The sequence below is a fragment of the Cellulomonas humilata genome (assembly GCF_030814415.1).
GTDB classification, from domain to species: domain Bacteria; phylum Actinomycetota; class Actinomycetes; order Actinomycetales; family Cellulomonadaceae; genus Cellulomonas; species Cellulomonas humilata_A.
This window is the reverse complement of the sequence record NZ_JAUSVB010000001.1, coordinates 630,064-651,959: the sequence shown is the minus strand read 5'-3', so window position 1 is coordinate 651,959 and position 21,896 is coordinate 630,064. Positions and strand designations below refer to the sequence as shown.

The window sequence follows — 21,896 nt, the reverse complement described above, 5'->3', positions numbered from 1 at the left end:
GACGCCGCCTTAGCTCAGTCGGCAGAGCGTCTCACTCGTAATGAGAAGGTCAAGAGTTCGATTCTCTTAGGCGGCTCCACACCTGACCTGCGGCTTCACCTCTCGGGGTGGGGCCGCATCGTCGTTCCCGGCCGCGCACGCTAGGGAGCTGCGCGCGAACCTCGCTGGACGAGATGAGCCGTGAGCAGAGCGCGCTCCCGATGACGGTGTCGGCAAACCGGCCTCAGCGCCCCAGTGCAGTACCTACTGTGACCAGGTGCGCACCTGGTCGACCGCCCGTCTTGCCGTTCTGGTCTTCGTCGCGTCGGTTGTCGCCGGGTGCGCCGGAGCCGACAGCGCCGATAGTCACGGCGGTTCGACCGCACCGCCGCTGCAGCTGCGTCTCGTGACGTCGTCAGACGCCGGACCCTGCAGCGCCCCACCCCTGTCGGCAGATGGCCCTGGGACGACCTGCGACGTGGAGGGCACCACGACCTACGAACTGGCTGAGTCGCTGGGTGTCGTGACGCCCGCCTCCGTCGTGCGTGAGAGCGAGGGCGCAGGGCGGGCCGTCGTCGTCGCGTTCGACGAGGCCGACGCCAGGACGCTCGCGGATGTGACGGGCAAGGCGATCGGCGAGGAGCTGGCGCTCCTCCTCGACGGCAAGGTCCTGTCTGCCGCCACGGTCCAGGCCCCCATCACCACGGGCACGTTCGCCTTCGGGTTCGGGACGGCATCCGATGCGGACCGGGTCGCGGCGTTGTTGGGGGCGTCGGCGACATCCTGACGGCGGGCTGCTGGGCGGCGCCACCACGAGGGCCCCGTGACCAGCGATGGCGCGAGGCCTTCGTCATCGGCTCCCTACACGGCATCCCGCTGGCTGAGCCACGTGAGGATCGCTCGGGTCGTCTCCTCCGGCTTCTCCTGCTGGATCCAGTGACCGCTGTCCAGGGTGACCACGTCGACCCGGGGCACGAACGCCGCCAGGTTCTCCGACCTCGCGACCGGATCCCGGTCGCCGTAGATCATGAGGGTGGGCTGCTGGATGATCGGGTCCGCGTCCGCCAGCAGGTGCCAGTTGCGGTCCAGGTTCCGGTACCAGTTGACGCTGCCGGTGAACCCCGACGACTCGAAGGCGGAGACGAACACGGCCAGCTCGTCGTCGCTCATGACGGGCTCCCCGCGCGGCGTCTCCGCCCGGGCGAGGTTGATCATCGCCATGCCCGGCGCCGGCTCCACGGGAGGCTCGTTCTTCCGGTACAGGTTGCGCAGGAACCGGGACGCGTTCTCGTCGAACACGGCGTCGGCGACGCCGGGCTGCCGGTTGAAGTGGACGAAGTAGAAGTCGCCGCCGAGCACCATCTCCATGAATTCGATCCAAGGCACCGGCCCGCGCTCCTGGTAGGGCAGGCTCAGGTTGATCACCCTGCTCACGCGGTCCGGGTGCATCAAGGTCAGGCCCCAGACCACCATGGCGCCCCAGTCGTGCCCGATGAACGTGGCGTCGTCGTACCCGTAGTGGTCGAGGAGCGCGACGAGATCACCGGACAGGTGCTCGATGTCGTACGCCGTCACCTCGGTGGGACGGGACGAGTTCCCGTATCCCCGTTGGTTGGGGACGATGACGTGGTAGCCGGCTGCGACCAGGGCGGGCACCTGGAAGCGCCAGGAGTAGGCGTGCTCCGGCCAGCCGTGACAGAGCACGATCGGCCTTCCGGGACGGCCTGCTTCGAAGACTTCGAGCTCCACACCGTTGACGGAGATGAGGGTGGGCTCGGGGAAGTCGGTCAGATCGTGGGTGGTCGGACTCGTCTGTGAGGTCATGCCGCCATCGTGCTGACCGAAACCGGTCACCTCGTGACCGGTTTTCTGTGGGAGTTTGGCGGGATGCGAGCCGACCGGCTGATGGCCCTCCTCCTGTTGCTGCAACAGCGCGAGCAGGTGACTGCGGCAGAGGTCTCCCGAGAGCTGGAGGTCTCCGAGCGCACCGCCCGCCGCGACCTCGACGCCCTGGCCATGGCCGGCGTGCCCGTGTACTCGACGCAGGGCCGAGGCGGCGGCTGGCGCCTCCTGGGCGGCGCCCGCACCGACCTGTCCGGGCTGACCGCGAGCGAGGCCCGCGCCCTGTTCCTGGTTGCCGGCCCGGCCTCGGCTGCGACGCCGGCCGTGAAGGCGGCTCTGCGCAAGCTCGTCCGCGCCCTGCCGGAGCCCTTCCGGGTGCAGGCCGAGGCGGCAGCGTCCTCGTTGGTCAATGACCCGCAGCAGTGGGGGTCGAGCCGGGTTGAGCCCCGGCCGCCGCGCTTCCTCGACGAGCTCCAGGACGCGGTGATCCGCGGCGTCCAGGTGCGGCTCGGCTACGTCGACCGCGCAGGCGCCGAGACCGAGAGGACAGTCCACCCGCTGGGCATCGTCGCCAAAGGTCCGTCGTGGTACCTCGTCTCCACCACCGAGGCCGGCCGGCGGACCTTCCGGATCGACCGGGTGTCGTCCGTCGGCCCGACCGACGACCCCGTGGACCGACCCGAGGACTTCGACCTCGCCGAGAGCTGGCGCGAGATCTCCGACGAGGTCGACCGCAAGCGGACGCCCCTCGAGGCCCAGGCGCTGTGCGTGCCCCACGGCATAGGTCTGCTCCGGATGGGGTTCGGCGTTCGGCTCGAGGTGGGAGGTTCGACGACCGACGGCCGCATCGAGGTCGTGATCCGCGGCAACGACGAGTACGTGCTCGCCGGTGAGCTCGCCGGGCTGGTCGAGTGGATCGAGGTGACCGACCCTCCGGGTGTGCGGGGCCACCTGGCCTCGATCGGCAACGCGCTCGCAGAGCGGTACGGGTGATCGTTTTGCCATACCTAGAGGCGCTAGGGTTTGATACCTAGCACATCAAGGTAGAGGAGACGTCGTTGCGCATCGACAAGGACCTGGTCGCCGCCTCGGCGACACCGCTCGTGCTGGGGATCCTCGCGGACGGCGACCTCTACGGGTACGCGATCCTCAAGCGCGTCGGCGAGCTCTCCGGCGGGCGCATGCAGTGGACGGACGGCATGCTCTACCCGCTCCTGCACCGGCTCGAACGGCTCGGCCACGTCTCGTCGTCCTGGGGCACGTCCGAGGCCGGCCGACGCCGCAAGCACTACGCGATCACCGCGACGGGCCGGGCGACGCTCGCCGAACGGCGGGCGCAGTGGGACGTCGTCGCGGACGCGCTCCGGCAGGTGTGGGAGTCAGCACCGCGGCCCGCGACCGTCGTGGAGGTGTGGGCGTGATGACGCACGACGACGAGCTCGAGGCCCAGATCGACACGTGGCGCGGCTACGTGCACCGACGCCAGGTCATCTCGTCGGCCGACGTCGACGAGCTCGAGGACCACCTGCGGGGCCAGGTGACCGACCTGCGCGCGACCGGGCTCGACGACGACGAGGCGTTCCTCGTCGCGATCAAGCGGCTGGGCAACCTGGACGCCGTCTCCCGCGAGTACGCCCGGGAGCACTCGGACCGGCTGTGGAAGCAGCTCGCGCTCGTCCCCGACGACTCCACCGGCTCGCCGGCACCGCGGTGGCGCGAGCTCGCGGTCGTGATCGCGCTCGCGGTCGGTGCGGGCGTCGCGGTCCGGCTCGGCTTCGCCTGGTTCGACGACGAGGCCGCGCTCGCGCGCAACATCGGCCTCCTCGTGGTGCCGTTCCTCGCCGCGTACCTCGGGTGGAAGCGCCAGGTCGGTGTCCGGACCGTGGCGTCGATCGTCGTGCCGTTCGTCGTGCTCGCCGTCGTCCTCAACGTGTACCCGTTCGTCCCCGAGGGGTCGACCGAGGTGCTGGCGATCATCCACGCACCCGTCGTCCTGTGGCTGCTGGTCGGGCTGGCGTACGTCGCCGAGTCGTGGCGCTCCGACGGCCGACGCATGGACTTCGTGCGGTTCACGGGCGAGCTCGCCATCTACTACACGCTGCTCGCGCTGGGAGGCGGGGTCCTCCTCGGCCTCACCGCCGGGGTGCTCCAGCTCGTCGGCGTGGACCCCGAGATGGTGATCACGGAGTGGGTGATGCCGTTCGCCGTCCCGGGCGCCCTCATCGTCGCCGCGTGGCTCGTCGAGGCCAAGCAGGACGTCGTCGAGAACATCGCGCCCGTGCTGACCCGGATCTTCACGCCGCTGACCATCGTCATGCTCGTGGCCGTCCTCGTGGCGCTGATCGCCTCCGGGGGCCTCGTCGAGGTGAACCGCGACCTGCTCATCCTGATGGACGCGATCCTCGTGCTGGTCCTGGCGCTGCTCCTCTACTCGATCTCGGCCCGCGACCCGCTCGCACCGCCCGCGCTCGCCGACTGGCTCCAGCTCGTCCTGGTGGGGGTGGCCCTCGCGGTCGACGTCGTGATGCTGACCGCGATGCTCACGCGGATCGCGGAGTTCGGCACGAGCCCCAACAAGATCGCCGCGCTCGGTCTGAACCTGCTGCTGCTCGTGCACCTCGGGGTCTCGGCGTGGCGGAGCGCCCGGTTCCTGCGTGGTCACGGCACGTTCTCGGAGCTCGAGCGCTGGCAGACGCGGTACCTGCCGATCTACGCCGCCTGGGCCGCGATCATCGTGATCGTGTTCCCGCCGCTGTTCGACTTCGCCTGACGCGCTGCCGCGCGGACAGACGAGCCGCAGCCCGGCCGGCGACGACCTACCGGGCTGCGGCGCCGCCGCGGACGTCAGACCCGCTGTGCGGACCGCGCCTGGTAGTACGCCGAGGACGCCGGACGCCACAGCAGCACGAGGATCGCGACGGCCAGCACGAGCGACAGCAGCTGCATCGCGATCGTGACGCCCGTCCCGCTCGTGAGGCTGAAGAGCGTGCTCAGGACACTGAGCGCGCCCAGAACCGTGGCGACGACCCGGGCCCACGACTTGCCGGCACCGTTCGCGGCGGCCATCCACAGCCACAGGCCCACGGCGACCAGGCCGACGACGATCCCGGCCCACAGCGAGATCGTCACCGCGGACTCCACCTGGTCCGGTGTCAGGGTCGGGCTCGACGCCTCGATCTGGTCGCTCAGCTGGCTCTTCGTTGCCCACGTGACGACGATGCCGAGCAGGCTCAGCGCAGCACCGACGTACATGAGCTGCACCGCCCGCGTCACGGTCGACGGCCGCTCGACCGACGCAGCGGCGACCGGCTGAGGCTGGTACTGCGGTGCGACGGGCATCGACGATCCGGCGCCGCTCGAGTCGGGGCCGTTCGGGTCGCTGTGTGCCATGCGGTTCTCCTGGTGGACGATGCTGTGGAATCTGGCACCCGGACGCTATCCGCTCCACTGCCTGCGCTGCAGCCTGGGAGGCCGTCATCGAGGCTCTTTCGTGTCGCGGCCCGGATCGAGGGCGACAAGTCCTACATTGCAGGCATGGCAGACATCCTGTTGGGCATCCTCGCGATCGTCGCCGGGGGCGTGATGCTCTTCGCGGGGCAGTTCGTCCTGCGGCTCGTCCTCCCCATCTGGGGGTTCTTCGCCGGGTTCGCGTTCGGCGCGGGGCTGTTCGCCGAGCTCGCGAACGAGAGCTTCCTCGGCACGGCGCTCGGCTGGGTGTCGGGGTTCGTCTTCGCCGTGATCTTCGCGGTGCTCGCCTACCTCTACTTCGCGGTGGCGGTGATCCTCGCCATGGCGGCGTTCGGCTACGCGATCGGGGCCGGCCTGATCGTCGCCCTGGGGATCGACTGGAGCTGGGTCGCGGTCCTCCTGGGCGTGGTCGTCGGCGCGATCTTCGGCATCGTGTCGGTCGTCGGGAACATGCCGATGATCGTCCTCGCGGTGGCCAGCTCCCTCGCCGGCGCTGTCGCCGTCGTCGGGGGCGTGATGCTGCTGGTGGGCACCCTGAACTCCGCGGATCTCGCGGACGGCAGCTTCAGCAGCGCCCTCGACGCGAGCTGGGGCTGGTTCGCGCTGCTCCTGGTGCTGGCGCTGATCGGCTTCGTCGCCCAGACCCGGCAGAGGGTCGCGGTGCGCCGGAGCATCAACGAGGCCTGGTACGCCAACGCCCAGGCCCGCTGACCGGCAGCCCGATCAGCCGGCGGACCGGATCTCCCACGCCGCCGGTCGCAGGTACCACCACGACGAGATCGCGAGCACGACCGTCGACGCGACCACGGCCGTGGCCACAGGCCCCAGCCACGGCACGGGGATCAGGAAGAACACGTCGGTGTCCGCCAGGCTCGTCGGCCATCCCGTCAGGATCCGCAAGAAGAGGTAGTACGTGAGGTCCCAGACGGTGAACGCGATGAAGAATGCGGCCACGCCGTGCCAGAACCGGCGTCCAGCCAGCACCGCGACGGCAGCGAGCATGAGGATGGTCGCGGCTTCCCGCACGGTCTCGGCGCGAGCCAGCTCCGGCTCGATGAGCATCGGGTTCACGGGGTCGACGAACCGGATCGCGCCCAGGTCGAGGTAGACGCGTCGCACGGGAGCGTCATAGACGAGCTCTGAGCCCAGTGCCAGGCGCAGGTAGTGGACCACCGCCGCCTCGACGTAGCCGAAGCCGATGCCGAACGCGACCACCGCGCCGTAGCGCAGCCAGCGATCCCGCGACGTGCTCGTCGTTCCCATCGGCGCATCGTGCTCTCTCCCCCCGTCGTGCGCGAGACTTCAGGAAGCGCCGCCGCATGAAGGTCTTTGCGTTCATCGGTGACACGTGTCAATGTATGGGAGCGCACCCACGGCCGCACCGACGCGGCCCTCGTGTCCGCCCCGGACTGCTTGCAGAGCGCGCGAACGAAGGACATCGGCAATGGCGTCGCAGACTTTCACGGCCGCACCCGCGGACGAGCAGAGCGTCGAGCAGGTCGCAGGGCTCGACGGACTCGTCGACCTCGACGGACGACGCTTCTACCGGATCACGTCCTACGACGACCTGCCGGCGTTCTTCATGACGCTCGTCGGTGCGAGCGACCTGTGGCTGTTCATCTCCAGCACCGGGGGCGTCACCGCGGGGCGCGAGGAGGCCGACCGCGCGCTGTTCCCCTACGCCACCGAGGACAAGGTCGCCGCGGGTGCCGGCCGGACCGGCGGGCTCACGCTCCTGCGCGTCGCCACGGTCGACGGCACCGTGTTCTGGCAGCCGTTCGCACCGCGCCGGCCGGGCGACCCGGACGTCGAGCGCAACCTCTACAAGGACCCGCTCGGCACGACGCTCGTGTTCGAGGAGAGCCGGACGGACCTGGGTCTGCGCGTGCGCGTGTCGTGGCGCACCGCCGCCCGGTACGGGGTCGTGCGCGAGGTCGAGGTCGCCTCGACGACCGACCGCCACGTCCGGGTCGAGGTCCTCGACGGGTTCGTCGACCTGCTGCCTGCCGGCGTCACCGTGCAGACCCAGGGCGAGCTCAGCAGCCTGCTCGACGCGTACAAGCGTGCCGAGGTCGACGCCGCGACAGGGCTCGGCCTCGTCTACCTGAACTCGACGCTCACCGACAAGGCCGACCCGAGCGAGTCGCTCTCGACGACCGTCGCCTGGCAGGTCGGCCTCGAGGTCGTCGACCACCTGCTCTCCGTCCGCCAGGTCACCACGTTCGCGACCGGCCGCCCCGTCGTCGCGGAGCAGGAGGTCCGCGGCGAGAAGGGCGCCTACCTGGTTCACGCGCACCTCCGGCTCGCGCCGGGCGAGCTCCGCCGGTGGAGCGTCGTCGCCGACGTGGACCAGGACGCCGCCGACGTCGTGCGCCTGCAGACCCTGCTCGCCGACCCCGCCGCGGCCGCCGCGGCGCTCGCCGCGGACATCGAGGCGACGCGTGCACACCTCGACCGCCTCGTCGGGACCGCCGACGCCGCACAGGTCACGGGCGACGAGCTCGCCACCGCGCACCACCGCGCGAACGTGCTGTTCAACGTCATGCGCGGCGGCGTCCTCGTCGACGGGTACGCCGTCCGCACGGCCGACCTGCGTGCCTTCGTCGGTCAGCGCAGCCCCCGGACCGCGGCGCGCAGCGGCGCGTGGTTCGACGCGGTCGCCGTGACCGAGCAGCTCGACGACCTCGTCGAGCGGGCCGACGCGTCCGGCGACCCCGACCTGCTGCGGCTCGTCCGTGAGTACATGCCGCTGACGTTCAGCCGTCGGCACGGCGACCCGAGCCGCCCCTGGAACAAGTTCACGATCGCCCTGACCGACGAGCGCGGTGAGCCGCGCGTCGACTTCCAGGGCAACTGGCGGGACATCTTCCAGAACTGGGAGGCGCTGGCCTGGTCGTTCCCGGAGTACGTCGAGTCGATGGTCGCGGTGTTCCTCGACGCGACGACGGCCGACGGCTACAACCCGTACCGCATCTCGCGCTCCGGCATCGACTGGGAGGTGCCCGAGCCGTCGAACCCGTGGGCGAACATCGGCTACTGGAGCGACCACCAGGTGATCTACCTGGTCAAGCTCCTGGAGGCGTCGCGCCGGTTCCACCCCGGTCGTCTGGAGGCGCTCGTCGACCGGGCCGTCTTCACGCACGCCGACGTGCCGTACCGCATCGCGACGTACGACGAGACGGTCGTCGAGCCGATCGCGACGATCACGTTCGACACCGAGGCGGCATCGCGTGTCGAGCGGCGCGTCGTGACCGAGGGCGCGGACGGGCGGCTGGTCCACGGGCCCGACGGCGAGCTCGTGCGCGTGTCGCTCGGCGAGAAGCTGCTGCTGACCATCCTGGCGAAGGTCGTGAACCTGGTTCCCGACGGCGGCATCTGGATGAACACCCAGCGCCCCGAGTGGAACGACGCGAACAACGCGCTGGTCGGCAAGGGCATGTCCGTCGTGACCCTCGCCTACCTGCGCCGCGCCCTGACCCTGGCCACGGACCTGCTGTCCGACGACCTCACGGTGACCAGCGAGCTCGCGAGCCTGCTGACCGACGTGCACGCGGCGCTCGACGCGCATCTCGATCGGGCGGCCACCGGGTTCGACGACCAGCGCCGGCGGTCCGTCATGGACGCCCTCGGAGCGGCGGGCACCGCCTACCGGACGCGCGTGTACGCCGGGTTCAGCGGCGAGCGCACGGAGGTGTCGGCGGTGCAGGCCTTCGTCGCGGCCGCGCAGGTCTACGTCGACGCCGCGCTGCGGGCCAACCGTCGCGAGGACGGTCTCTACCACTCGTACAACCTGCTGGACCTGCGCGACGGGGCGGCCGTCGGTCGTCTGCAGGAGATGCTCGAGGGTCAGGTCGCGATGCTGTCGTCGGGCCTGCTGACCCCCGCGGAGGCCCTCGAGCTCGTCCGGGCCCTGCGTCGCAGCGCGCTGTACCGGGCGGACCAGCACTCCTACCAGCTCTACCCCGACCGCGAGCTGCCGACCTTCCTGGCGCGCAACCTGATCACCGCGGAGCAGTCCGCGTCCGCGCCGCTGCTGGCGTCGCTCGTCGCGGCCGGTGACACGTCGATCGTGCTGCGCGACGTGCGCGGCGACCACCGGTTCGCGCCCGGCCTGCACAATGCGCGCGACCTCGACGCGGCTCTCGACGCGGCGAACGTCCCCGGTGTCGCCGACGGCCGCCGCGCCGTGCTCGACGTGTTCGAGCAGGTGTTCCGGCACGCCGAGTTCACCGGCCGGTCGGGGTCGTTCTTCGCGTACGAGGGACTGGGCAGCATCTACTGGCACATGGTGTCCAAGCTGCTGCTCGCGGTGCAGGAGAACCACGAGCGCGCGGTCGCCGAGGGCGCCGACGCGGACGTCGTCGCTGGCCTCGCCGACGCCTACGAGGACGTCCGGCTCGGGCTCGGCTACTGCAAGACCCCCGACGTCTACGGCGCGTTCCCCGTCGACCCGTACTCGCACACCCCGGCCGGCAAGGGCGCCCGGCAGCCCGGCATGACCGGCCAGGTCAAGGAGGAGATCCTGACCCGGCTCGGCGAGCTGGGGCTGCGGGTCGAGGGCGGGCGCGTCGTCGTGCGGCCCGTGCTCCTGCGTTCCGACGAGTGGACCACCACCCCGACGGCGTTCACGTTCCACGACGTCGCCCAGCAGGAGCAGAGCCTCGCCCTCCCGGCAGGGTCGCTCGCGTTCACGTTCTGCCAGGTGCCGGTCGTCTACCGGCGGGTCGACGGACCCGGTGCGACGCCGACCGTCGTCGCGCACCTTGCCGACGGCACGCGCGTCGAGGGTGTCGACGGCGCGCTCGACGCCGAGGTCAGCGAGCGGCTGTTCCGGCGCACGGGCGACGTCGTCCGCGTGGAGGTCCAGGTTCCCACCCGCTGACGTGCGACGGCCCGGATCCGGGGGGATCCGGGCCGTCGTCGTCAGTCGCCCTTCACGTTGACGATCTGGTGCAGGACGTGGCGGACCTCGACCAGGTCGGCGGCGTCGGCCATGACCTGGTCGATGTCCTTGTACGCCGCCGGGATCTCGTCGATGAACGCATCCGTGTCGCGGTACTCGATGCCGGTCATGGCCTCGCGCAGCTGCTCGTGCGTGAACAGCCGACGCGCGGCGGACCGCGAGTGGTTGCGGCCGGCACCGTGCGGCGACGAGCTCAGCGACAGCGCGTCGCCCTTGCCCGTCACCACGTACGACGCGGTGCCCATCGACCCCGGGATCAGCCCGGCGTCGCCGACGCCGGCCTTGATCGCGCCCTTGCGGGACACCCACACCTTCTTGCCGAAGTGCGTCTCCTGCTCGGTGAAGTTGTGGTGGCAGTTGACGCGCTCGGCCTCGGCGACCGGCTCACCCATGTGCTCGGAGATGGCGTCGACGACGCGGTCCATCATCTCCTCGCGGTTGAGCAGGGCGTAGTCCTGGGCCCACCGCAGCTCGCGGATGTACGCCCAGAACTCGTCGGTGTCCTCCACCAGGTATGCCAGGTCGCGGTCGGGCAGCGAGATCCACCACTTCCGGCAGAGCTCCGCCGCGACCTTGATGTGGCGCTGCGCGATCCGGTTGCCGACGCCGCGGCTCCCCGAGTGCAGGAACAGCCACACCGTGTCGGTCTCGTCGACCGTGACCTCGATGAAGTGGTTCCCGGACCCGAGCGAGCCCAGCTGCAGCCGCCAGCGTGCCGCGTCGGCACCCGGGTCGAACCCGGCAGCCGCCGCGGCGGTCTCCAGCGTCTCGACACGAGCCGCGGCCGTCGTCGTGAGGCGCTGGTTCACGCCACCCGCCGACAGCGGGACCGCCTTCTCGATGGCCTGCCGCAGCGTCGCCAGCGACCCCCGACCGCGCACCTGCTCCGACGTCCACTGCGTGCGGACGGCGATCATGCCGCAGCCGATGTCCACGCCGACGGCGGCGGGGATGATCGCGCCCAGCGTCGGGATGACGCTGCCGACCGTCGCGCCCTTGCCCAGGTGGGCGTCGGGCATGAGGGCCAGGTGCGGGTAGATGAAGGGCAGGGTGGAGGTCGCGACTGCCTGGGCCCGGGTGTTCTCCTCGAGGATCGATGCCCAGCTGATCAGCCGCGGGCTGAGGTGCTCGCGTGTCATGAGGCGGGAGCCTGACACGGGTTCGCTGTCGACGTCTCCGTGAATCTCGGGACGCGCGGCCGTCCGACCTGCCACGATGCGCCAGTGACCGATACGGCGGTGCTGCCCCCGGACCTCACGATGCTCGTGGACAGCCCACCGCTCGCCTCCTGGTCCCGTCGCGTGGTCGCAGCCCTGCTCGACGACGCGATCCTCGGCGGGGCGACCTGGCTCCTGCTCGGCTCAGGCGTGGTGGCTCCCACGCTGACGCCCGGCGCCGTCCTGGGCCCGTCGGAGCGGGACGGCCTGATCCACAGCCCGGCTGCGTGGCTCGCGAGCGGGTTGCTCGTCGGGATCTTCCTCGCGATGGTCGCCCTGCAGGGCTGGACCGGCGCCACCCCGGGGAAGCGCGTGGCCGGGGTCGCGGTCGTCCGGGTCTCCGACGGGGTGCCCGCCGGGTTCTTCGCATCCGGCCTTCGGGTGGTCGCGCACCTGATCGACGCGATCTTCCTCATCGGGTACCTGCGGCCGCTGTGGAACGCCCGCAAGCAGACCTTCGCCGACTCGATCGTCGGGACCCAGGCCATCCAGACACGCGAGCCTCCGGCGCACCCGTGGTTCGCCCGGTTCCGGCGCGGGCCGTCGGCGGTCGGCTCGACCGCGGTCAGCGTCGCGGCCGTCGCCGTCTGCGTGCTCGGCGTCGGGTTCTCCACGGCGTCGAGCTCCTGGGGCGGACAGTGGGAGAACCCGGTGCCGTGTGCCGACGACCGGACGCTGGTCACCCGGACCGCCTACGCGGACGTCGTGCGCCGGGGCGGGACGACGCAGGAGAGCCGGCTGTGGATCAGCCGGGTGACCGACGAGGACGTCGACAAGGACCTGAGCATCACGTGGACGTGGACGACGCCGGGCGGGGCGCCCGACGCGCTGGTCGAGACCACGCTGACGCGGGCCGACGGGTCGACGATCGAGATCACGCAGGACGTGACCACGACCGCCGACCTGTCCGGTGCCGCCGTCTTCGACCCCGCATCCGTGCCCGCGAGCGACCTCCGCGAGGCCGGGCCGGGGTGGACCGCGCAGACCCGGCTGGTCGTCGGCGGCGAGGTCGTCGGGTCCTGCTCCGTCGACAGCGCGGACTGGGACGCCGCCGCAGTGCCGCCCGCGAGCTGGGGCTGACCTGCGTCAGCGCTCCCCGCTACGGTGACGCCCATGGATCGTCGCCCTCCCGTGCAGGTGTTCCTCGGTGCGGTCATCGTCGCGATCGGGGTGATCGCGCTGCTGATCCAGCTCGACGTCATCACCCTGAGCCTGGGTGACCTGATCGCCGACTGGTGGCCGCTGATCGTGATCGGTGTCGGCCTCGCCGCGCTGGTCACCGTCCCGCGGGCGTGGCTCGGCCCGACCGTGATCATCGCCGTCGGCGTGTTCTTCCTGCTGCAGACCCTCGACATCCTCGACGTGAACCTGTGGGAGATCCTCTGGCCCGTCGCGATCATCCTGGTCGGGCTGTCGCTGATCACCAGCTTCGGCACCCGGTCCGGCGAGGACGACACGATCAACTCGACCGTCTTCTGGTGGGGGTCGCAGCGCAAGACGCGCTCGCGGCAGTTCAAGGGCGGCAGCCTCACGGCCATCATGGGCGGCATCGAGGTCGACCTGCGCGAGGCCGACATCGTCGACAGGGCGGAGATCGCGATCTTCGCCCTGTGGGGTGGTGTCGAGGTCAAGGTCCCCCCGACCTGGCGGGTGCGGGTGAGCGGCCTTCCGCTGCTGGGCGGCTGGGACGACAAGACCTCCCTCCCGATCCAGGACGGTGCGCCGGAGCTGATCGTGCACGTGACCGCCATCATGGGCGGGGCCGAGATCAAGAGCTGACGCGATGCCCTCCTACCGGGTCGCCGCCGCGATCGGCCTGCTGCAGCCGGGTGTCGCCGCGCCCGACGTGCTGCCGCAGGCCGTCGCCGTCGCCGAGGCCATGACGACCGTCGAGGCCCACGACGTCGCCGTCGTGCGCGGTCAGGCGCGCATCACCGTGCGGTTCCAGGCCGACGACGACCAGACCGCGCGCCGCGTCGGCTGGGCGGTGCTGGCACGGCTCGACGAGCTCGCCGACATCAGCGGACGCAGCGTGACCCGCCGGTTCGGCTCGCGCTGGTACCCGGTCCGCGCTCAGTCCTGAGCCGTCACGTCCGGTCGATCGTGAGGCTCCCCAGGCCGCCTGCGACCGTGATCTCGTAGTGGTCGTCGGCCTCGTCGAAGCCGTCGGTGGTCAGGACCGTGCCGGCGCCGATCCCCTGGGTGGTCTCTCCGTCGATCTGTGTGCTGCCCGCCCCGGACGTGACCGTCACCCGCGCACCGGTGCCGTCCGGCAGGTGGATCACCAAGTGGTCCGCGCCGGCGCGCTGGTCGACCGGCACGTTCCCGTCCGGGTCCGGCAGCGTCAGCTCGATGCTCCGCGCTCCGCCGTCGAGCACGATGCCGGCGACTCTCGTGGCGCCCAGGTCGGCGTCCACGGCGTCGGCGCCCGCGCTCAGGTCGACCGTCCACGCGGCGTCATCGGCCAGCCGGACGACCACGGCGCCGCCGTCCAGGGCGACCACGTGCGTGTCGTCGGACTGCTCCGCCGCCGGCCGGGAGTCCGGATCGGTCGCGCGGACCTCGAGCAGGTCGCCCGCCGCGGCGTCCGTGCTGACCGTGATCGACGCGGCGTGGCCCGTCAGCGAGAGCGACGCATCGTCCGCTGCCCCGCGATCGACCGTGACCGGCTCCTCGCGGTCGTCCTCCGGCTGCTCGACGACGCCGTCGTCCGGGCGCGGGTTCGGGTCGAAGGGCCATGACGAGCACCCGGTGGCGAGTGCGAGGACCGCGGCGACCAGGGCCGCGACGACGAGTCTGTGCATCCCGGGACGCTAGTGGCGGTCAGCCGTCGCCGCCCGTCGAGAGGTGGACGCGGATCAGCCCGTGGGGAGCGTGTGGGTCACGTCCTGCTCGAGGTAGATGATCCGGGCGTCGAGCGCCGTGTACTCCAGCAGCAGGCCGCTGGTCGGGTCGAACAGGTACGTGCTGCCGTCGCGTTCCAGCAGCGTGCCGGCCTGACCGCGCGAGCCGGTGGCACCGGTGGTCACGATCGACCCGGGGAGGCCGGAGGCGACCGTCCAGGCGGCGGTCCGTACGTCCTGCGACACGGGTGAGCGGACGATGTTGACCAGCAGGGCGAGCACCGCCGTGTCGGGGTCGCCTGCATCGTCCAGGAAGGCCGCGCGTGCGAACGCGTCCAGTGCCGCCGGGTCCGCCGGGATCTCGTCCAGCCGGTCCCAGGTCAGTGTCGTCGCGGTGCCGTCGATGCGGACCGACAGACCGAACGTGGCCTGAGGCTCGGCCCGCGTCAGGTCACCGTCGGGCACGATCAGCCCGTCGCCAGTCCGCGCTGTCCACAGCTCCGTCCGGCCGGTGACGACCCCGTCGGTCTCGATCTCCCAGACGGTGTGCCAGTACGTCCCCTCGGGTGCGACCAGCTCGGTCGGCACCGTGGGTGTCGCCGCCGGCGGCGTGCTCGTCCAGCTCGTCCACGGCTGCGCGGAGAGCGCGACGACGAGCACCACGACGGCGGTGAGCACGACGGTCGTCACGGCACTGCGGCGAAGGGTCCGACGGCGGCGCGCACCGCTGATCACGTGCGACGTGTCGACGTCGATCCGCGGCTGGAGCGCGTCGACGCGCTCGCGCAGAGCACGGGAGAAGTCCTCGCTCATGAGGTCCTCCTTCCCGTCGTGGTGTCGCCGAGCACCGACCGCAGCTGCGCGAGACCCCGCGACGCCGTGGACTTCACGGTGCCCAGCGAGACACCGAGGTCGTCGGCGACCTCCCGCTCCGACATGCCCTCCAGGTGGCGCAGCACGACGATGCGCCGCTGCCGAGCCGTGAGCGTGGCCAGCGCCCGGACCAGCTGGTCGCGGTCGGCGTGCTGCGCGGCGGGTGCCTCCCTGCTGCCCTCCGGCAGGTCGGTCGGCGAGGTCAGCACCTCTCGGCGGTGCCGGCGCCACGTGTCGATGCGGAGGTTGGCCAGGGTGCGGCGCGCGTAGGCCAGCGGGTCGCGCTGACGCGCTCGCGGCCAGGCCAGGTAGGTGTTCATGAGCGCGCGCTGCACCAGCTCCTCCGCCCGGTGCTCGTCACCGCACAGCAGCCACGCCGTGCGCGCGAGAGCCGGGGTCGCCGTCGCCATGAACGCGGCGAACTCCTCGTCACGGTCCGCGGGCGCCGAGAGGACGGGAACGTCCTCCGGCTCGCCCCGCGTCGTGACAGTGCTCATGACCAGTACACGGTTCGGGATGCCGAAAGGTTGAGCCGGCCGGCTAGCTGAGCTCGGCGGCGGCCTTCGCGATCCGGCGCTCGCGGGTCTCCGGCGTCTTCGCGGCCTCGATGGGCTCGACGATCGCGCGCTGGCGGCTGAACGACAACGCGTCGAACGCGGCGCGGGCCGGACCGGACAGGGCTGCCGCGAGGTCGTCGGGGACCTCGACCGTCCGCGGGGCGTCGTCGTGCTCGATGTCGACGTCGACCTCCTGGCCGGCCTCGACCCCGGCGGCCACCCGGTTCTCCGCGCTCAGCGGCAGCATCGTCTCGCCGCGGTACGGCGTCACCGTGCTCCGGTACGAGTGGCCGTTGATGGTCACGACGACGGGGAAGCGTGCCCCGCGGCCCATCGCCGCGACCGCCTCCGGGGGGACGGGGATGCCCGTCGCGGACTTCCCGCTCAGCTGGATCGTGCTGCGAAAACGCATGGACGCACCCTAGTCACGCGTCGGCGCGCACGAGCCGGTCGGCCGCCGACGCGGCACCGAGCCAGGTGTGCGGGTTGCGGTCCCAGCACCAGCCGAGCTTCGCGCGGCGCTCGCTGATCCACACGGCCGGCACCCGCTGGTTGGTGCCCGTGCGCGAGGCCAGCAGCGAGAAGCACTTGTTCGGTCGCAGCATGTCGGGACGCACGACGACGAGCGCCACCCCCTCGTCGATGGTCAATGGGGTGCGGCCGCGGCCCGTGATCGTCGCCAGCGCGTCCTCCGGGCGGACGTTGCAGAGCTCCGAGCCCGTGTCGACACCCCACAGCAGGTACGGCACCGCAGGCACCTCGACGCCCGGGAGCGGTCGGTAGGTCGGCGCCTCGTCGCGGTCGATGACGCTGACGCCGAGCCGCGTGCCGCGGCGCATCGCCGGGGCGACGTCGTTGAGGTCGAGGCCGGGGAGCACGAGCACGAACGGCACGTCGTCGCCCTCGACGGCGGGCGGCGCGGTCGGGGTCGTCGCGACCTCCGCGAGGGGCGCGAGCCGCGCGCGGAACGCGGCAGGGTCCTCACCGAGCAGCGTCGCGACTCCCAGCTCGACGTACGCGGTGATCTGCCGGTCGAGCTCGGCGCGGACGTCGGCCGTCGGGTCGAACGCCGTCGCGGCGGCCGACGGCGGCCCGGTGACGGTGGGCAGCTGCGGGTCGACGACGGTGACGGGGACGCCCATGGTGCCCTCCCGGGTCGGTGGTCCGGATCAGCCCCACGTTCCCACGAGGTCAGAGCAGGGGCACGCCCTGGCCCAGGACCAGCGGGTTCCCGACGGGTCGGGCGGGTCGCGTCCGGCCCTCGGAGTAGGTCACCGTGCGGTACAGGTGCGCGACGACGAGGCTCGGGGCACCCGCGTCCGACGCCTCGACGAACACGGCGTCACCGTCCTGCGCGGAGAACCGACCGAACCAGACGACCGCCGCACGTGCCGCTCCCGTGCTGCGCACCCACGCGCGGGCCTCCTGCAGCGCCCGGGCCGGGTCGCCCTCGAAGCGGCGGGGCTCGACGCTCTGCGTGGGGCTGCCGTCCACCACCGCGAACGGGGCGAGCGAGCTCTCCGGCGCGAGCGCGATCTCGAGGGCCTGCTCGAGCACGCCGAGGGCGATGTCCTGGGCGGCTCGCGACGGCGGGTGGGGGAGGTCGGCCGGGACGCGGTACGCCGCGGCTTCCGGTTCCGGAGCCGGCGGCGGCGGGGGTGCAGCGGCGACCGGGCCCCTGGAGAACGCGGACGCGAGAGACGTGTGGACCGGCCGGGCCGGACCCGAGCTCAGGGGGCCGGGCGCCGGGGCGACGACGTGCGCGCTCGGCGGCGTGGAGGCGACGTACCCCTCCGGTCCCGTGGCGGCGGCCGATCGGGACGGCATCGGTGCGGGCTCTGCAGCCTCGGAGACCGCCGGCGCGCGGGTCGGCAGGGCGGCGGACGTGGACCGGGCGGGCAGCGGTGTCGGCTCGTCGGCGCGAACGTCGGGCGCGGTGCGCGTCGGAACTCGCGGGGTCGGCACGTCCTGGGCGGCGGGCGACGTCAGGTGGGCGGCGGCTGCGGCGACGTACTCGGCGACCCACGTGGGGGTGCACCCGGTCCGCCAGCGCGTCGCCACGTCGGCCAGCGGCAGCGCGGCATCCTCGCCGGAGAGCGACACGACCGCGGGGGTGGGTGCGGCGCCGGCGGTGCGCAGTGCCCACCGGGAGCCGGGGACGCGGGCGACGACCAGGTCGCCGACCCCGACACCGAGCGCCATGACCATGGCCTGCGGGACCGGCGCGTCGGGGTCGGCCGCCCAGCGCGTCCGCGTGGCGTGCAGCAGCGCGCCGACGGCGTCGAGGTCCGTCAGGTCGGCGCCGCTGGCCCGGAGGTAGTCGCGTGCGCGGTCGAGGTGACCGAGCTCGTCGGCCGTCAGGGCCCGGACACCGGGAGGCGTGGCGTGGGCGCCGGACGCGGGAACGGACAGCGTCGGACGCAGATCAGTCATGTGGGCGGATCGACCCACGGCCCGGTTGCCTTGAGCGAGCGGAGAGCGGTTCCACCGGATGGCGGTGGGCGCGTCCGGCCGCGGTCGCCGCGCCCGGCGGCCCGAGCAGGGTGCCGGTTACCCTTGCTGGCGGATCGAACCGTCGCACGCACTGGAGAACGCCCATCCGCCGACCCTCACGCAGCATCGTCGCTGTCGTCGCCGCCGTCCTCGTGGTCGGCGGTGCTGGTGGAGCGTGGGCGTGGACGGAGCGCGAGGATCGCGTCGCCGCCGAGCAGGCCGCGACGCAGGAACGCGCCGCCGAGGCTCTCGAGGCGCTGGTGCGCGACGCCGACGCACTCCAGGCGCAGGCCGCCGACGCCGCCGTGGTCCACGCCGCCACGGTCCGCGCCGACGCCCGCGCCGCGCTCGCTGCCGCCGCCGAGCACGCACGCGGCACGCTCGTGACGACGGAGGGCGGCGTCGCCGACGAGATGGTCCGGCAGGCGCTCGCCACGACCCTGGCCGACGCCGACGCGACGCTCGCCGCCACGGACCCGGCAGCAGCGACCGACCCGGCAGCGACAACAGGTACGACGGGCGCTCGCAGCGCCACGGCACTCCGCGTGCAGACCGCCGCCCTCGCCGCCGCCGACTCCGCGGTGGCCGCCGCGCACGAGGCGTGGCTGCAGGCCGAGGCTGCTGCTGCTGCCGCGGCACCGCGGGCGACCACGAAGCAGGCGGCGAAACCGGCCGCCGGTGCCGCGGCCCCCTCGTGCGGCACCACCTACAGCGGCCCGCCGTTCTACACGTCGCCCGCCACGGCCGGCGGCGACGGCTCGAACGGCAAGCTGCCGCCCGAGGCGCTCACCGCGATCTCGTGGGACGTCGACCCGCACGGCACGCCGTACTACCTGACGAACGCGGCGGCCGCCGCTCTGGAGCGCCTGAACACCGCGTTCCGCGCGCAGTTCGGGCACTCCCTCGACCTCGACCTCACCTACCGCGACTACGACACGCAGGTGGCGATGCGGGCGGCGCTCGGGTCGGTCGCCGCGAAGCCGGGCACGTCGTCGCACGGCACCGGGCTGGCGCTCGACCTGCCCGAGCTCCCGTGCGAGTACGGCTGGGACACCCCGCAGCGCGACTGGCTGGTGAGCAACGGTCCCGCGTACGGGTGGGCGTCCCCGTCGTGGGCGGGCCGCAACGGCTCGAACCCGGAGTACTGGCACTTCGAGTACCGCGGCTGACCCCTCAGGTTGTCGGCCGGACCGCGTCGGCGCTCGACGGCACCGTGAGCAGCGAGATCACCGCGCCGCCCGCCAGCAGGCCGGCGCAGGCGAACATCGCGACGCTGTTGGCCGACTCCAGGGCCGCGGGGTCGGTGAGCGACGACCCGACACCGGCGACGAGCGGCAGCACCGCGATGGCGAGGAGGCCGGCCACGCGGGCGACGGCGTTGTTCACCCCGCTGGCCACGCCGGCCAGGTGGTCGGGCGCGGACGCCAGCGCGGTCGTCGTGAGCGGTGCGACGGTCGCCGACAGGCCGAGGCCGAAGACGACGACCCCCGGCAGGACGTGCGTCAGGTAGGGGGAGTCGGGGCCGATCCCGGCGAGCATGACTGCACCGACGGCGCACACCAGCGGGCCGACGGTCATCGGGATCTTCGGGCCCATGATCGTGCTCAGTGCACCCGCGCGCGGGGACAGCAGCAGCATGAGCACGGTGACGGGGAGCGGGGCCAGGCCGGCGGCGAGCGGGGAGTAGCCGGCGACCACCTGCAGGGTCACGACGAGGAAGAAGAACAGGCCCGAGATCGCCGCATAGATCAGCAGCGTGGCGGCGTTGGTGCCGGCGAACGGCCGCCACCGGAACAGCTTCGGCGGCAGCAGGGGAGCGGTCGCGCGGGACTCGACGACGACGAACGCGACCATGGCGAGGACGCCGAACACCAGGCTGCCCACCACCAGGGCGTCCGGGGTGCCGCGCTCGGTCCAGATCGTGAAGCCGTACGTCAGGCCGGCCAGGCCGAGGGCGCCCAGGACCGTGCCGGCGATGTCGAGCTTCTTGACGGCCGTCGGGTCCGCGCTCTCCGGCACGTGCCGCACCGAGACCCACACGACGACCGCAGCGAGCGGCAGGTTGATGCCGAAGATCCACCGCCAGGTGGTGACCTCGACGATCCAGCCGCCGAGGAACGGCGCGACCGCCCCCGCGATGCCTCCCAGACCGGACCAGGCACCGATCGCGCGCCCGCGGTCCGTCCCGCTGAACGTCGCCTGGATGATGGCCAGCGACCCCGGCGTCAGCAGCGCTCCGCCGACCCCCTGGAACGCCCGGGCGGCGTTGAGCACCCCGATCGTCGGTGCCACGGCGCACAGCAGCGACGCGACGGCGAACCAGACGACCCCGACCAGGAACACCCGGCGCCGGCCGAACCGGTCCCCGAGCGAGCCGCCCAGCAGCAGGAACGCCGCCAGCGTCAGGGCGTAGGCGTTCACGGTCCACTGCAGGTCGGCGGTGCTGGCGCCGAGGTCCTCGGCGATCGTGGGGAGCGCGATCGTCACCACGGTGGCGTCGATGAACGCGATGGCGGACCCGAGGACCGTCGCGAACAGGATCCAGCGCCCCCGGGCGGAGGCGTAGACGATGGCGCCCGCGGGCTCAGCGGGGGCGGTCACGGTCCTTGCTCGGCTGCACGCGCTTGGGCTCGCCCGGCATCTTCGGGTACTCGGGCGGGTACGGCAGGTCGCCCTGGCCCTCCTCGAGCTCCTGCCGCTCGGCCAGCTCCAGCAGCGACTCGATCGAGCCCCGCGGGGCCGCGTGCCCGACGAGCGCCGCGAACAGGTCGCCGACCTCGGCGAACCGGGCCGGCATCGTCGTGACGTCGAAGTCGTTCGGGTGGACGTCGGCCACCTCGTCCCAGCGCAGCGGCGCCGAGACCGTGGCCCGGGGGTTGGTGCGGATCGAGTACGCCGAGGCGATGGTGCGGTCGCGGGCCATCTGGTTGTAGTCGACGAAGATCTTCTGGCCGCGCTCCTCCTTCCACCACTTCATGGTGACCTGGGCGGGCATCCGCCGCTCCAGCTCCCGGCCGAACGCGATGGTGGCCCGGCGGGCCTCGACGAACGACCAGCGCGGCTCGATGGGGACGAAGACGTGGATGCCGCGCCCGCCGGACGTCTTCGGGGTGCCCTCCAGACCGTGCTCCGCCAGGAGCTCCCGCACGTGGGGCGCCACGCGGGCGGCGTCGTCGAAGTCGGTGCCGGGCTGCGGGTCCAGGTCGATGCGCAGCTGGTCGGGGGACTCGACGTCGTCGCCGAGCACCGGCCACGGGTGGAACGTCAGCGTGCCCAGGTTGGCGGCCCACGCGACGACGGCCAGCTCGCTGGGCGCGACCTCGTCGGCCGTGCGACCGCTGGGGAATGCGATCCGGGCTGTCTTCACGTACTCCGGGGCACCCTGCGGGACGCGCTTCTGGTAGAACGCGTCGCCCGTGGAGTCCATCCGGGTGGCCAGCTTGGCGCCCTCGAAGACACCCTTCGGCCAGCGTTCCAACGTGGTCGGCCGGTCCAGCAGGGCACCGAGGATGCCGTCGCCGACGGACACGAAGTACTGGACGACGTCGAGCTTGGTGAGCCCGCGCTCCGCGAAGTAGATCTTGTCCGGGCTGCTGACCCGGACGGTCCGGCCGCGCACCTCGAGCTCGACCGCGGGGGTCTTCGACGGGGACATGCTGCT

23 protein-coding genes and 1 tRNA gene are annotated in these 21,896 nt (G+C 72.4%); 11 read left to right on the top strand and 13 right to left on the bottom strand.

All coding sequences use genetic code 11. The features are described 5' to 3' along the window. Nucleotides 1-3: 3 nt before the first annotated feature. Nucleotides 4-79, top strand: a tRNA-Thr gene (locus J2X26_RS02915). Nucleotides 80-256: 177 nt separating this feature from the next. Next, on the top strand, nucleotides 257-766 hold the full coding sequence (locus tag J2X26_RS02910) for a SecDF P1 head subdomain-containing protein (RefSeq protein ID WP_307489677.1): 510 nt from the start codon (nucleotides 257-259) through the stop codon (nucleotides 764-766). Nucleotides 767-840: 74 nt separating this feature from the next. Here the strand turns inward: J2X26_RS02910 and J2X26_RS02905 are convergent, their stop codons facing one another. Continuing rightward, nucleotides 841-1,803 (bottom strand): alpha/beta fold hydrolase, encoded by a 963-nt coding sequence (locus J2X26_RS02905; RefSeq protein ID WP_307489675.1) that lies wholly within the window; start codon nucleotides 1,801-1,803, stop codon nucleotides 841-843. An 81-nt stretch (nucleotides 1,804-1,884) separates the two neighbouring features. Here J2X26_RS02905 and J2X26_RS02900 point away from each other — a divergent pair, with 81 nt between their 5' ends. The 3 genes from J2X26_RS02900 to J2X26_RS02890 all read left to right on the top strand — a co-directional run bounded on the left by J2X26_RS02900 (nucleotide 1,885) and on the right by J2X26_RS02890 (nucleotide 4,591). After that, complete coding sequence (locus tag J2X26_RS02900) at nucleotides 1,885-2,814, top strand: helix-turn-helix transcriptional regulator (protein ID WP_307489673.1); 930 nt, start codon at nucleotides 1,885-1,887, stop codon at nucleotides 2,812-2,814. Nucleotides 2,815-2,879: 65 nt separating this feature from the next. After that, on the top strand, nucleotides 2,880-3,242 hold the full coding sequence (locus J2X26_RS02895) for a PadR family transcriptional regulator (protein WP_307489671.1): 363 nt from the start codon (nucleotides 2,880-2,882) through the stop codon (nucleotides 3,240-3,242). Further along, a complete protein-coding gene (locus J2X26_RS02890; RefSeq protein WP_307489670.1) occupies nucleotides 3,242-4,591 on the top strand; it encodes a permease prefix domain 1-containing protein in 1,350 nt (449 codons plus the stop codon). Before J2X26_RS02895 ends, J2X26_RS02890 begins: the two co-directional genes overlap by 1 nt. Before the next feature lie 74 nt (nucleotides 4,592-4,665). On the opposite strand, the gene J2X26_RS02885 is transcribed toward J2X26_RS02890, so the two are convergent. After that, nucleotides 4,666-5,211, bottom strand: a complete 546-nt coding sequence (locus J2X26_RS02885) for a hypothetical protein (protein WP_307489669.1) — start codon at nucleotides 5,209-5,211, stop codon at nucleotides 4,666-4,668. A 144-nt stretch (nucleotides 5,212-5,355) separates the two neighbouring features. On the opposite strand from J2X26_RS02885, the gene J2X26_RS02880 reads away from it, so the two are divergent. After that, nucleotides 5,356-6,000 (top strand): DUF4203 domain-containing protein, encoded by a 645-nt coding sequence (locus J2X26_RS02880; RefSeq protein ID WP_307489667.1) that lies wholly within the window; start codon nucleotides 5,356-5,358, stop codon nucleotides 5,998-6,000. A gap of 12 nt (nucleotides 6,001-6,012) precedes the next feature. On the opposite strand, the gene J2X26_RS02875 is transcribed toward J2X26_RS02880, so the two are convergent. Next, nucleotides 6,013-6,552, bottom strand: a complete 540-nt coding sequence (locus J2X26_RS02875) for a hypothetical protein (RefSeq protein WP_307489666.1) — start codon at nucleotides 6,550-6,552, stop codon at nucleotides 6,013-6,015. Between the two features lie 181 nt (nucleotides 6,553-6,733). On the opposite strand from J2X26_RS02875, the gene J2X26_RS02870 reads away from it, so the two are divergent. Continuing rightward, nucleotides 6,734-10,171, top strand: a complete 3,438-nt coding sequence (locus J2X26_RS02870; protein ID WP_307489664.1) for a hypothetical protein — start codon at nucleotides 6,734-6,736, stop codon at nucleotides 10,169-10,171. Nucleotides 10,172-10,212: 41 nt separating this feature from the next. On the opposite strand, the gene J2X26_RS02865 is transcribed toward J2X26_RS02870, so the two are convergent. Further along, nucleotides 10,213-11,391, bottom strand: coding sequence for an RtcB family protein (locus J2X26_RS02865; RefSeq protein ID WP_307489662.1), 1,179 nt, complete (start codon nucleotides 11,389-11,391; stop codon nucleotides 10,213-10,215). 84 nt (nucleotides 11,392-11,475) lie between these two features. Between J2X26_RS02865 and J2X26_RS02860 the strand changes: the two genes are divergently transcribed. Genes J2X26_RS02860 through J2X26_RS02850 form a run of 3 tightly spaced genes read left to right on the top strand, consistent with a single transcriptional unit; the run spans nucleotide 11,476 to nucleotide 13,552 of the window. Next, on the top strand, nucleotides 11,476-12,549 hold the full coding sequence (locus tag J2X26_RS02860) for an RDD family protein (protein WP_307489660.1): 1,074 nt from the start codon (nucleotides 11,476-11,478) through the stop codon (nucleotides 12,547-12,549). A 33-nt stretch (nucleotides 12,550-12,582) separates the two neighbouring features. Then, nucleotides 12,583-13,248, top strand: a complete 666-nt coding sequence (locus J2X26_RS02855) for a LiaF transmembrane domain-containing protein (protein ID WP_307489659.1) — start codon at nucleotides 12,583-12,585, stop codon at nucleotides 13,246-13,248. 4 nt (nucleotides 13,249-13,252) lie between these two features. Further along, a complete protein-coding gene (locus J2X26_RS02850) occupies nucleotides 13,253-13,552 on the top strand; it encodes a hypothetical protein (protein ID WP_307489658.1) in 300 nt (99 codons plus the stop codon). Between the two features lie 4 nt (nucleotides 13,553-13,556). Here J2X26_RS02850 and J2X26_RS02845 read toward each other — a convergent pair whose 3' ends face one another. The 7 genes from J2X26_RS02845 to J2X26_RS02815 form a co-directional block, all read right to left on the bottom strand. After that, on the bottom strand, nucleotides 13,557-14,273 hold the full coding sequence (locus tag J2X26_RS02845; protein ID WP_307489656.1) for a hypothetical protein: 717 nt from the start codon (nucleotides 14,271-14,273) through the stop codon (nucleotides 13,557-13,559). Between the two features lie 54 nt (nucleotides 14,274-14,327). Continuing rightward, the gene (locus J2X26_RS02840; protein WP_307489654.1) at nucleotides 14,328-15,125 is read right to left on the bottom strand and encodes a hypothetical protein; all 798 of its coding nucleotides are present in this window, start codon (nucleotides 15,123-15,125) and stop codon (nucleotides 14,328-14,330) included. Further along, nucleotides 15,122-15,682 (bottom strand): SigE family RNA polymerase sigma factor, encoded by a 561-nt coding sequence (locus tag J2X26_RS02835; RefSeq protein WP_307489653.1) that lies wholly within the window; start codon nucleotides 15,680-15,682, stop codon nucleotides 15,122-15,124. Before J2X26_RS02835 ends, J2X26_RS02840 begins: the two co-directional genes overlap by 4 nt. 43 nt (nucleotides 15,683-15,725) lie before the next feature. Further along, complete coding sequence (locus J2X26_RS02830; RefSeq protein WP_307489652.1) at nucleotides 15,726-16,154, bottom strand: YdeI/OmpD-associated family protein; 429 nt, start codon at nucleotides 16,152-16,154, stop codon at nucleotides 15,726-15,728. Between the two features lie 13 nt (nucleotides 16,155-16,167). Continuing rightward, the gene (locus J2X26_RS02825) at nucleotides 16,168-16,884 is read right to left on the bottom strand and encodes a DUF5701 family protein (RefSeq protein ID WP_307489650.1); all 717 of its coding nucleotides are present in this window, start codon (nucleotides 16,882-16,884) and stop codon (nucleotides 16,168-16,170) included. Between the two features lie 49 nt (nucleotides 16,885-16,933). Then, entirely contained in the window at nucleotides 16,934-18,175 is a 1,242-nt protein-coding gene (locus tag J2X26_RS02820; protein WP_307489648.1) for a hypothetical protein, read from the bottom strand. Between the two features lie 176 nt (nucleotides 18,176-18,351). Beyond that, complete coding sequence (locus tag J2X26_RS02815) at nucleotides 18,352-18,549, bottom strand: hypothetical protein (protein ID WP_307489646.1); 198 nt, start codon at nucleotides 18,547-18,549, stop codon at nucleotides 18,352-18,354. Here J2X26_RS02815 and J2X26_RS02810 point away from each other — a divergent pair. Beyond that, nucleotides 18,541-19,404, top strand: a complete 864-nt coding sequence (locus J2X26_RS02810) for a M15 family metallopeptidase (RefSeq protein ID WP_307489644.1) — start codon at nucleotides 18,541-18,543, stop codon at nucleotides 19,402-19,404. The two genes, J2X26_RS02815 and J2X26_RS02810, sit on opposite strands and share 9 nt — an antisense overlap. A 4-nt stretch (nucleotides 19,405-19,408) precedes the next feature. Here J2X26_RS02810 and J2X26_RS02805 read toward each other — a convergent pair whose 3' ends face one another. Both J2X26_RS02805 and J2X26_RS02800 read right to left on the bottom strand, forming a co-directional pair. Then, nucleotides 19,409-20,836: a DHA2 family efflux MFS transporter permease subunit gene (locus J2X26_RS02805; protein ID WP_307489643.1), complete on the bottom strand. Its 1,428-nt coding sequence runs from the start codon at nucleotides 20,834-20,836 to the stop codon at nucleotides 19,409-19,411. After that, nucleotides 20,820-21,890: a DNA polymerase domain-containing protein gene (locus tag J2X26_RS02800; RefSeq protein ID WP_307489641.1), complete on the bottom strand. Its 1,071-nt coding sequence runs from the start codon at nucleotides 21,888-21,890 to the stop codon at nucleotides 20,820-20,822. Before J2X26_RS02800 ends, J2X26_RS02805 begins: the two co-directional genes overlap by 17 nt. Between the last annotated feature and the right edge of the window lie 6 nt (nucleotides 21,891-21,896).

Coding starts and splice junctions, on each gene's coding strand:
- J2X26_RS02905 (WP_307489675.1), bottom strand. CDS start 1,803: ATGACCTCACAGACGAGTCCGACCACCCACGATCTGACCGACTTCCCC.
- J2X26_RS02900 (WP_307489673.1), top strand. CDS start 1,885: ATGGCCCTCCTCCTGTTGCTGCAACAGCGCGAGCAGGTGACTGCGGCA.
- J2X26_RS02890 (WP_307489670.1), top strand. CDS start 3,242: ATGACGCACGACGACGAGCTCGAGGCCCAGATCGACACGTGGCGCGGC.
- J2X26_RS02885 (WP_307489669.1), bottom strand. CDS start 5,211: ATGGCACACAGCGACCCGAACGGCCCCGACTCGAGCGGCGCCGGATCG.
- J2X26_RS02880 (WP_307489667.1), top strand. CDS start 5,356: ATGGCAGACATCCTGTTGGGCATCCTCGCGATCGTCGCCGGGGGCGTG.
- J2X26_RS02875 (WP_307489666.1), bottom strand. CDS start 6,552: ATGGGAACGACGAGCACGTCGCGGGATCGCTGGCTGCGCTACGGCGCG.
- J2X26_RS02870 (WP_307489664.1), top strand. CDS start 6,734: ATGGCGTCGCAGACTTTCACGGCCGCACCCGCGGACGAGCAGAGCGTC.
- J2X26_RS02865 (WP_307489662.1), bottom strand. CDS start 11,391: ATGACACGCGAGCACCTCAGCCCGCGGCTGATCAGCTGGGCATCGATC.
- J2X26_RS02855 (WP_307489659.1), top strand. CDS start 12,583: ATGGATCGTCGCCCTCCCGTGCAGGTGTTCCTCGGTGCGGTCATCGTC.
- J2X26_RS02850 (WP_307489658.1), top strand. CDS start 13,253: ATGCCCTCCTACCGGGTCGCCGCCGCGATCGGCCTGCTGCAGCCGGGT.
- J2X26_RS02845 (WP_307489656.1), bottom strand. CDS start 14,273: ATGCACAGACTCGTCGTCGCGGCCCTGGTCGCCGCGGTCCTCGCACTC.
- J2X26_RS02840 (WP_307489654.1), bottom strand. CDS start 15,125: ATGAGCGAGGACTTCTCCCGTGCTCTGCGCGAGCGCGTCGACGCGCTC.
- J2X26_RS02835 (WP_307489653.1), bottom strand. CDS start 15,682: ATGAGCACTGTCACGACGCGGGGCGAGCCGGAGGACGTTCCCGTCCTC.
- J2X26_RS02830 (WP_307489652.1), bottom strand. CDS start 16,154: ATGCGTTTTCGCAGCACGATCCAGCTGAGCGGGAAGTCCGCGACGGGC.
- J2X26_RS02825 (WP_307489650.1), bottom strand. CDS start 16,884: ATGGGCGTCCCCGTCACCGTCGTCGACCCGCAGCTGCCCACCGTCACC.
- J2X26_RS02820 (WP_307489648.1), bottom strand. CDS start 18,175: ATGACTGATCTGCGTCCGACGCTGTCCGTTCCCGCGTCCGGCGCCCAC.
- J2X26_RS02800 (WP_307489641.1), bottom strand. CDS start 21,890: ATGTCCCCGTCGAAGACCCCCGCGGTCGAGCTCGAGGTGCGCGGCCGG.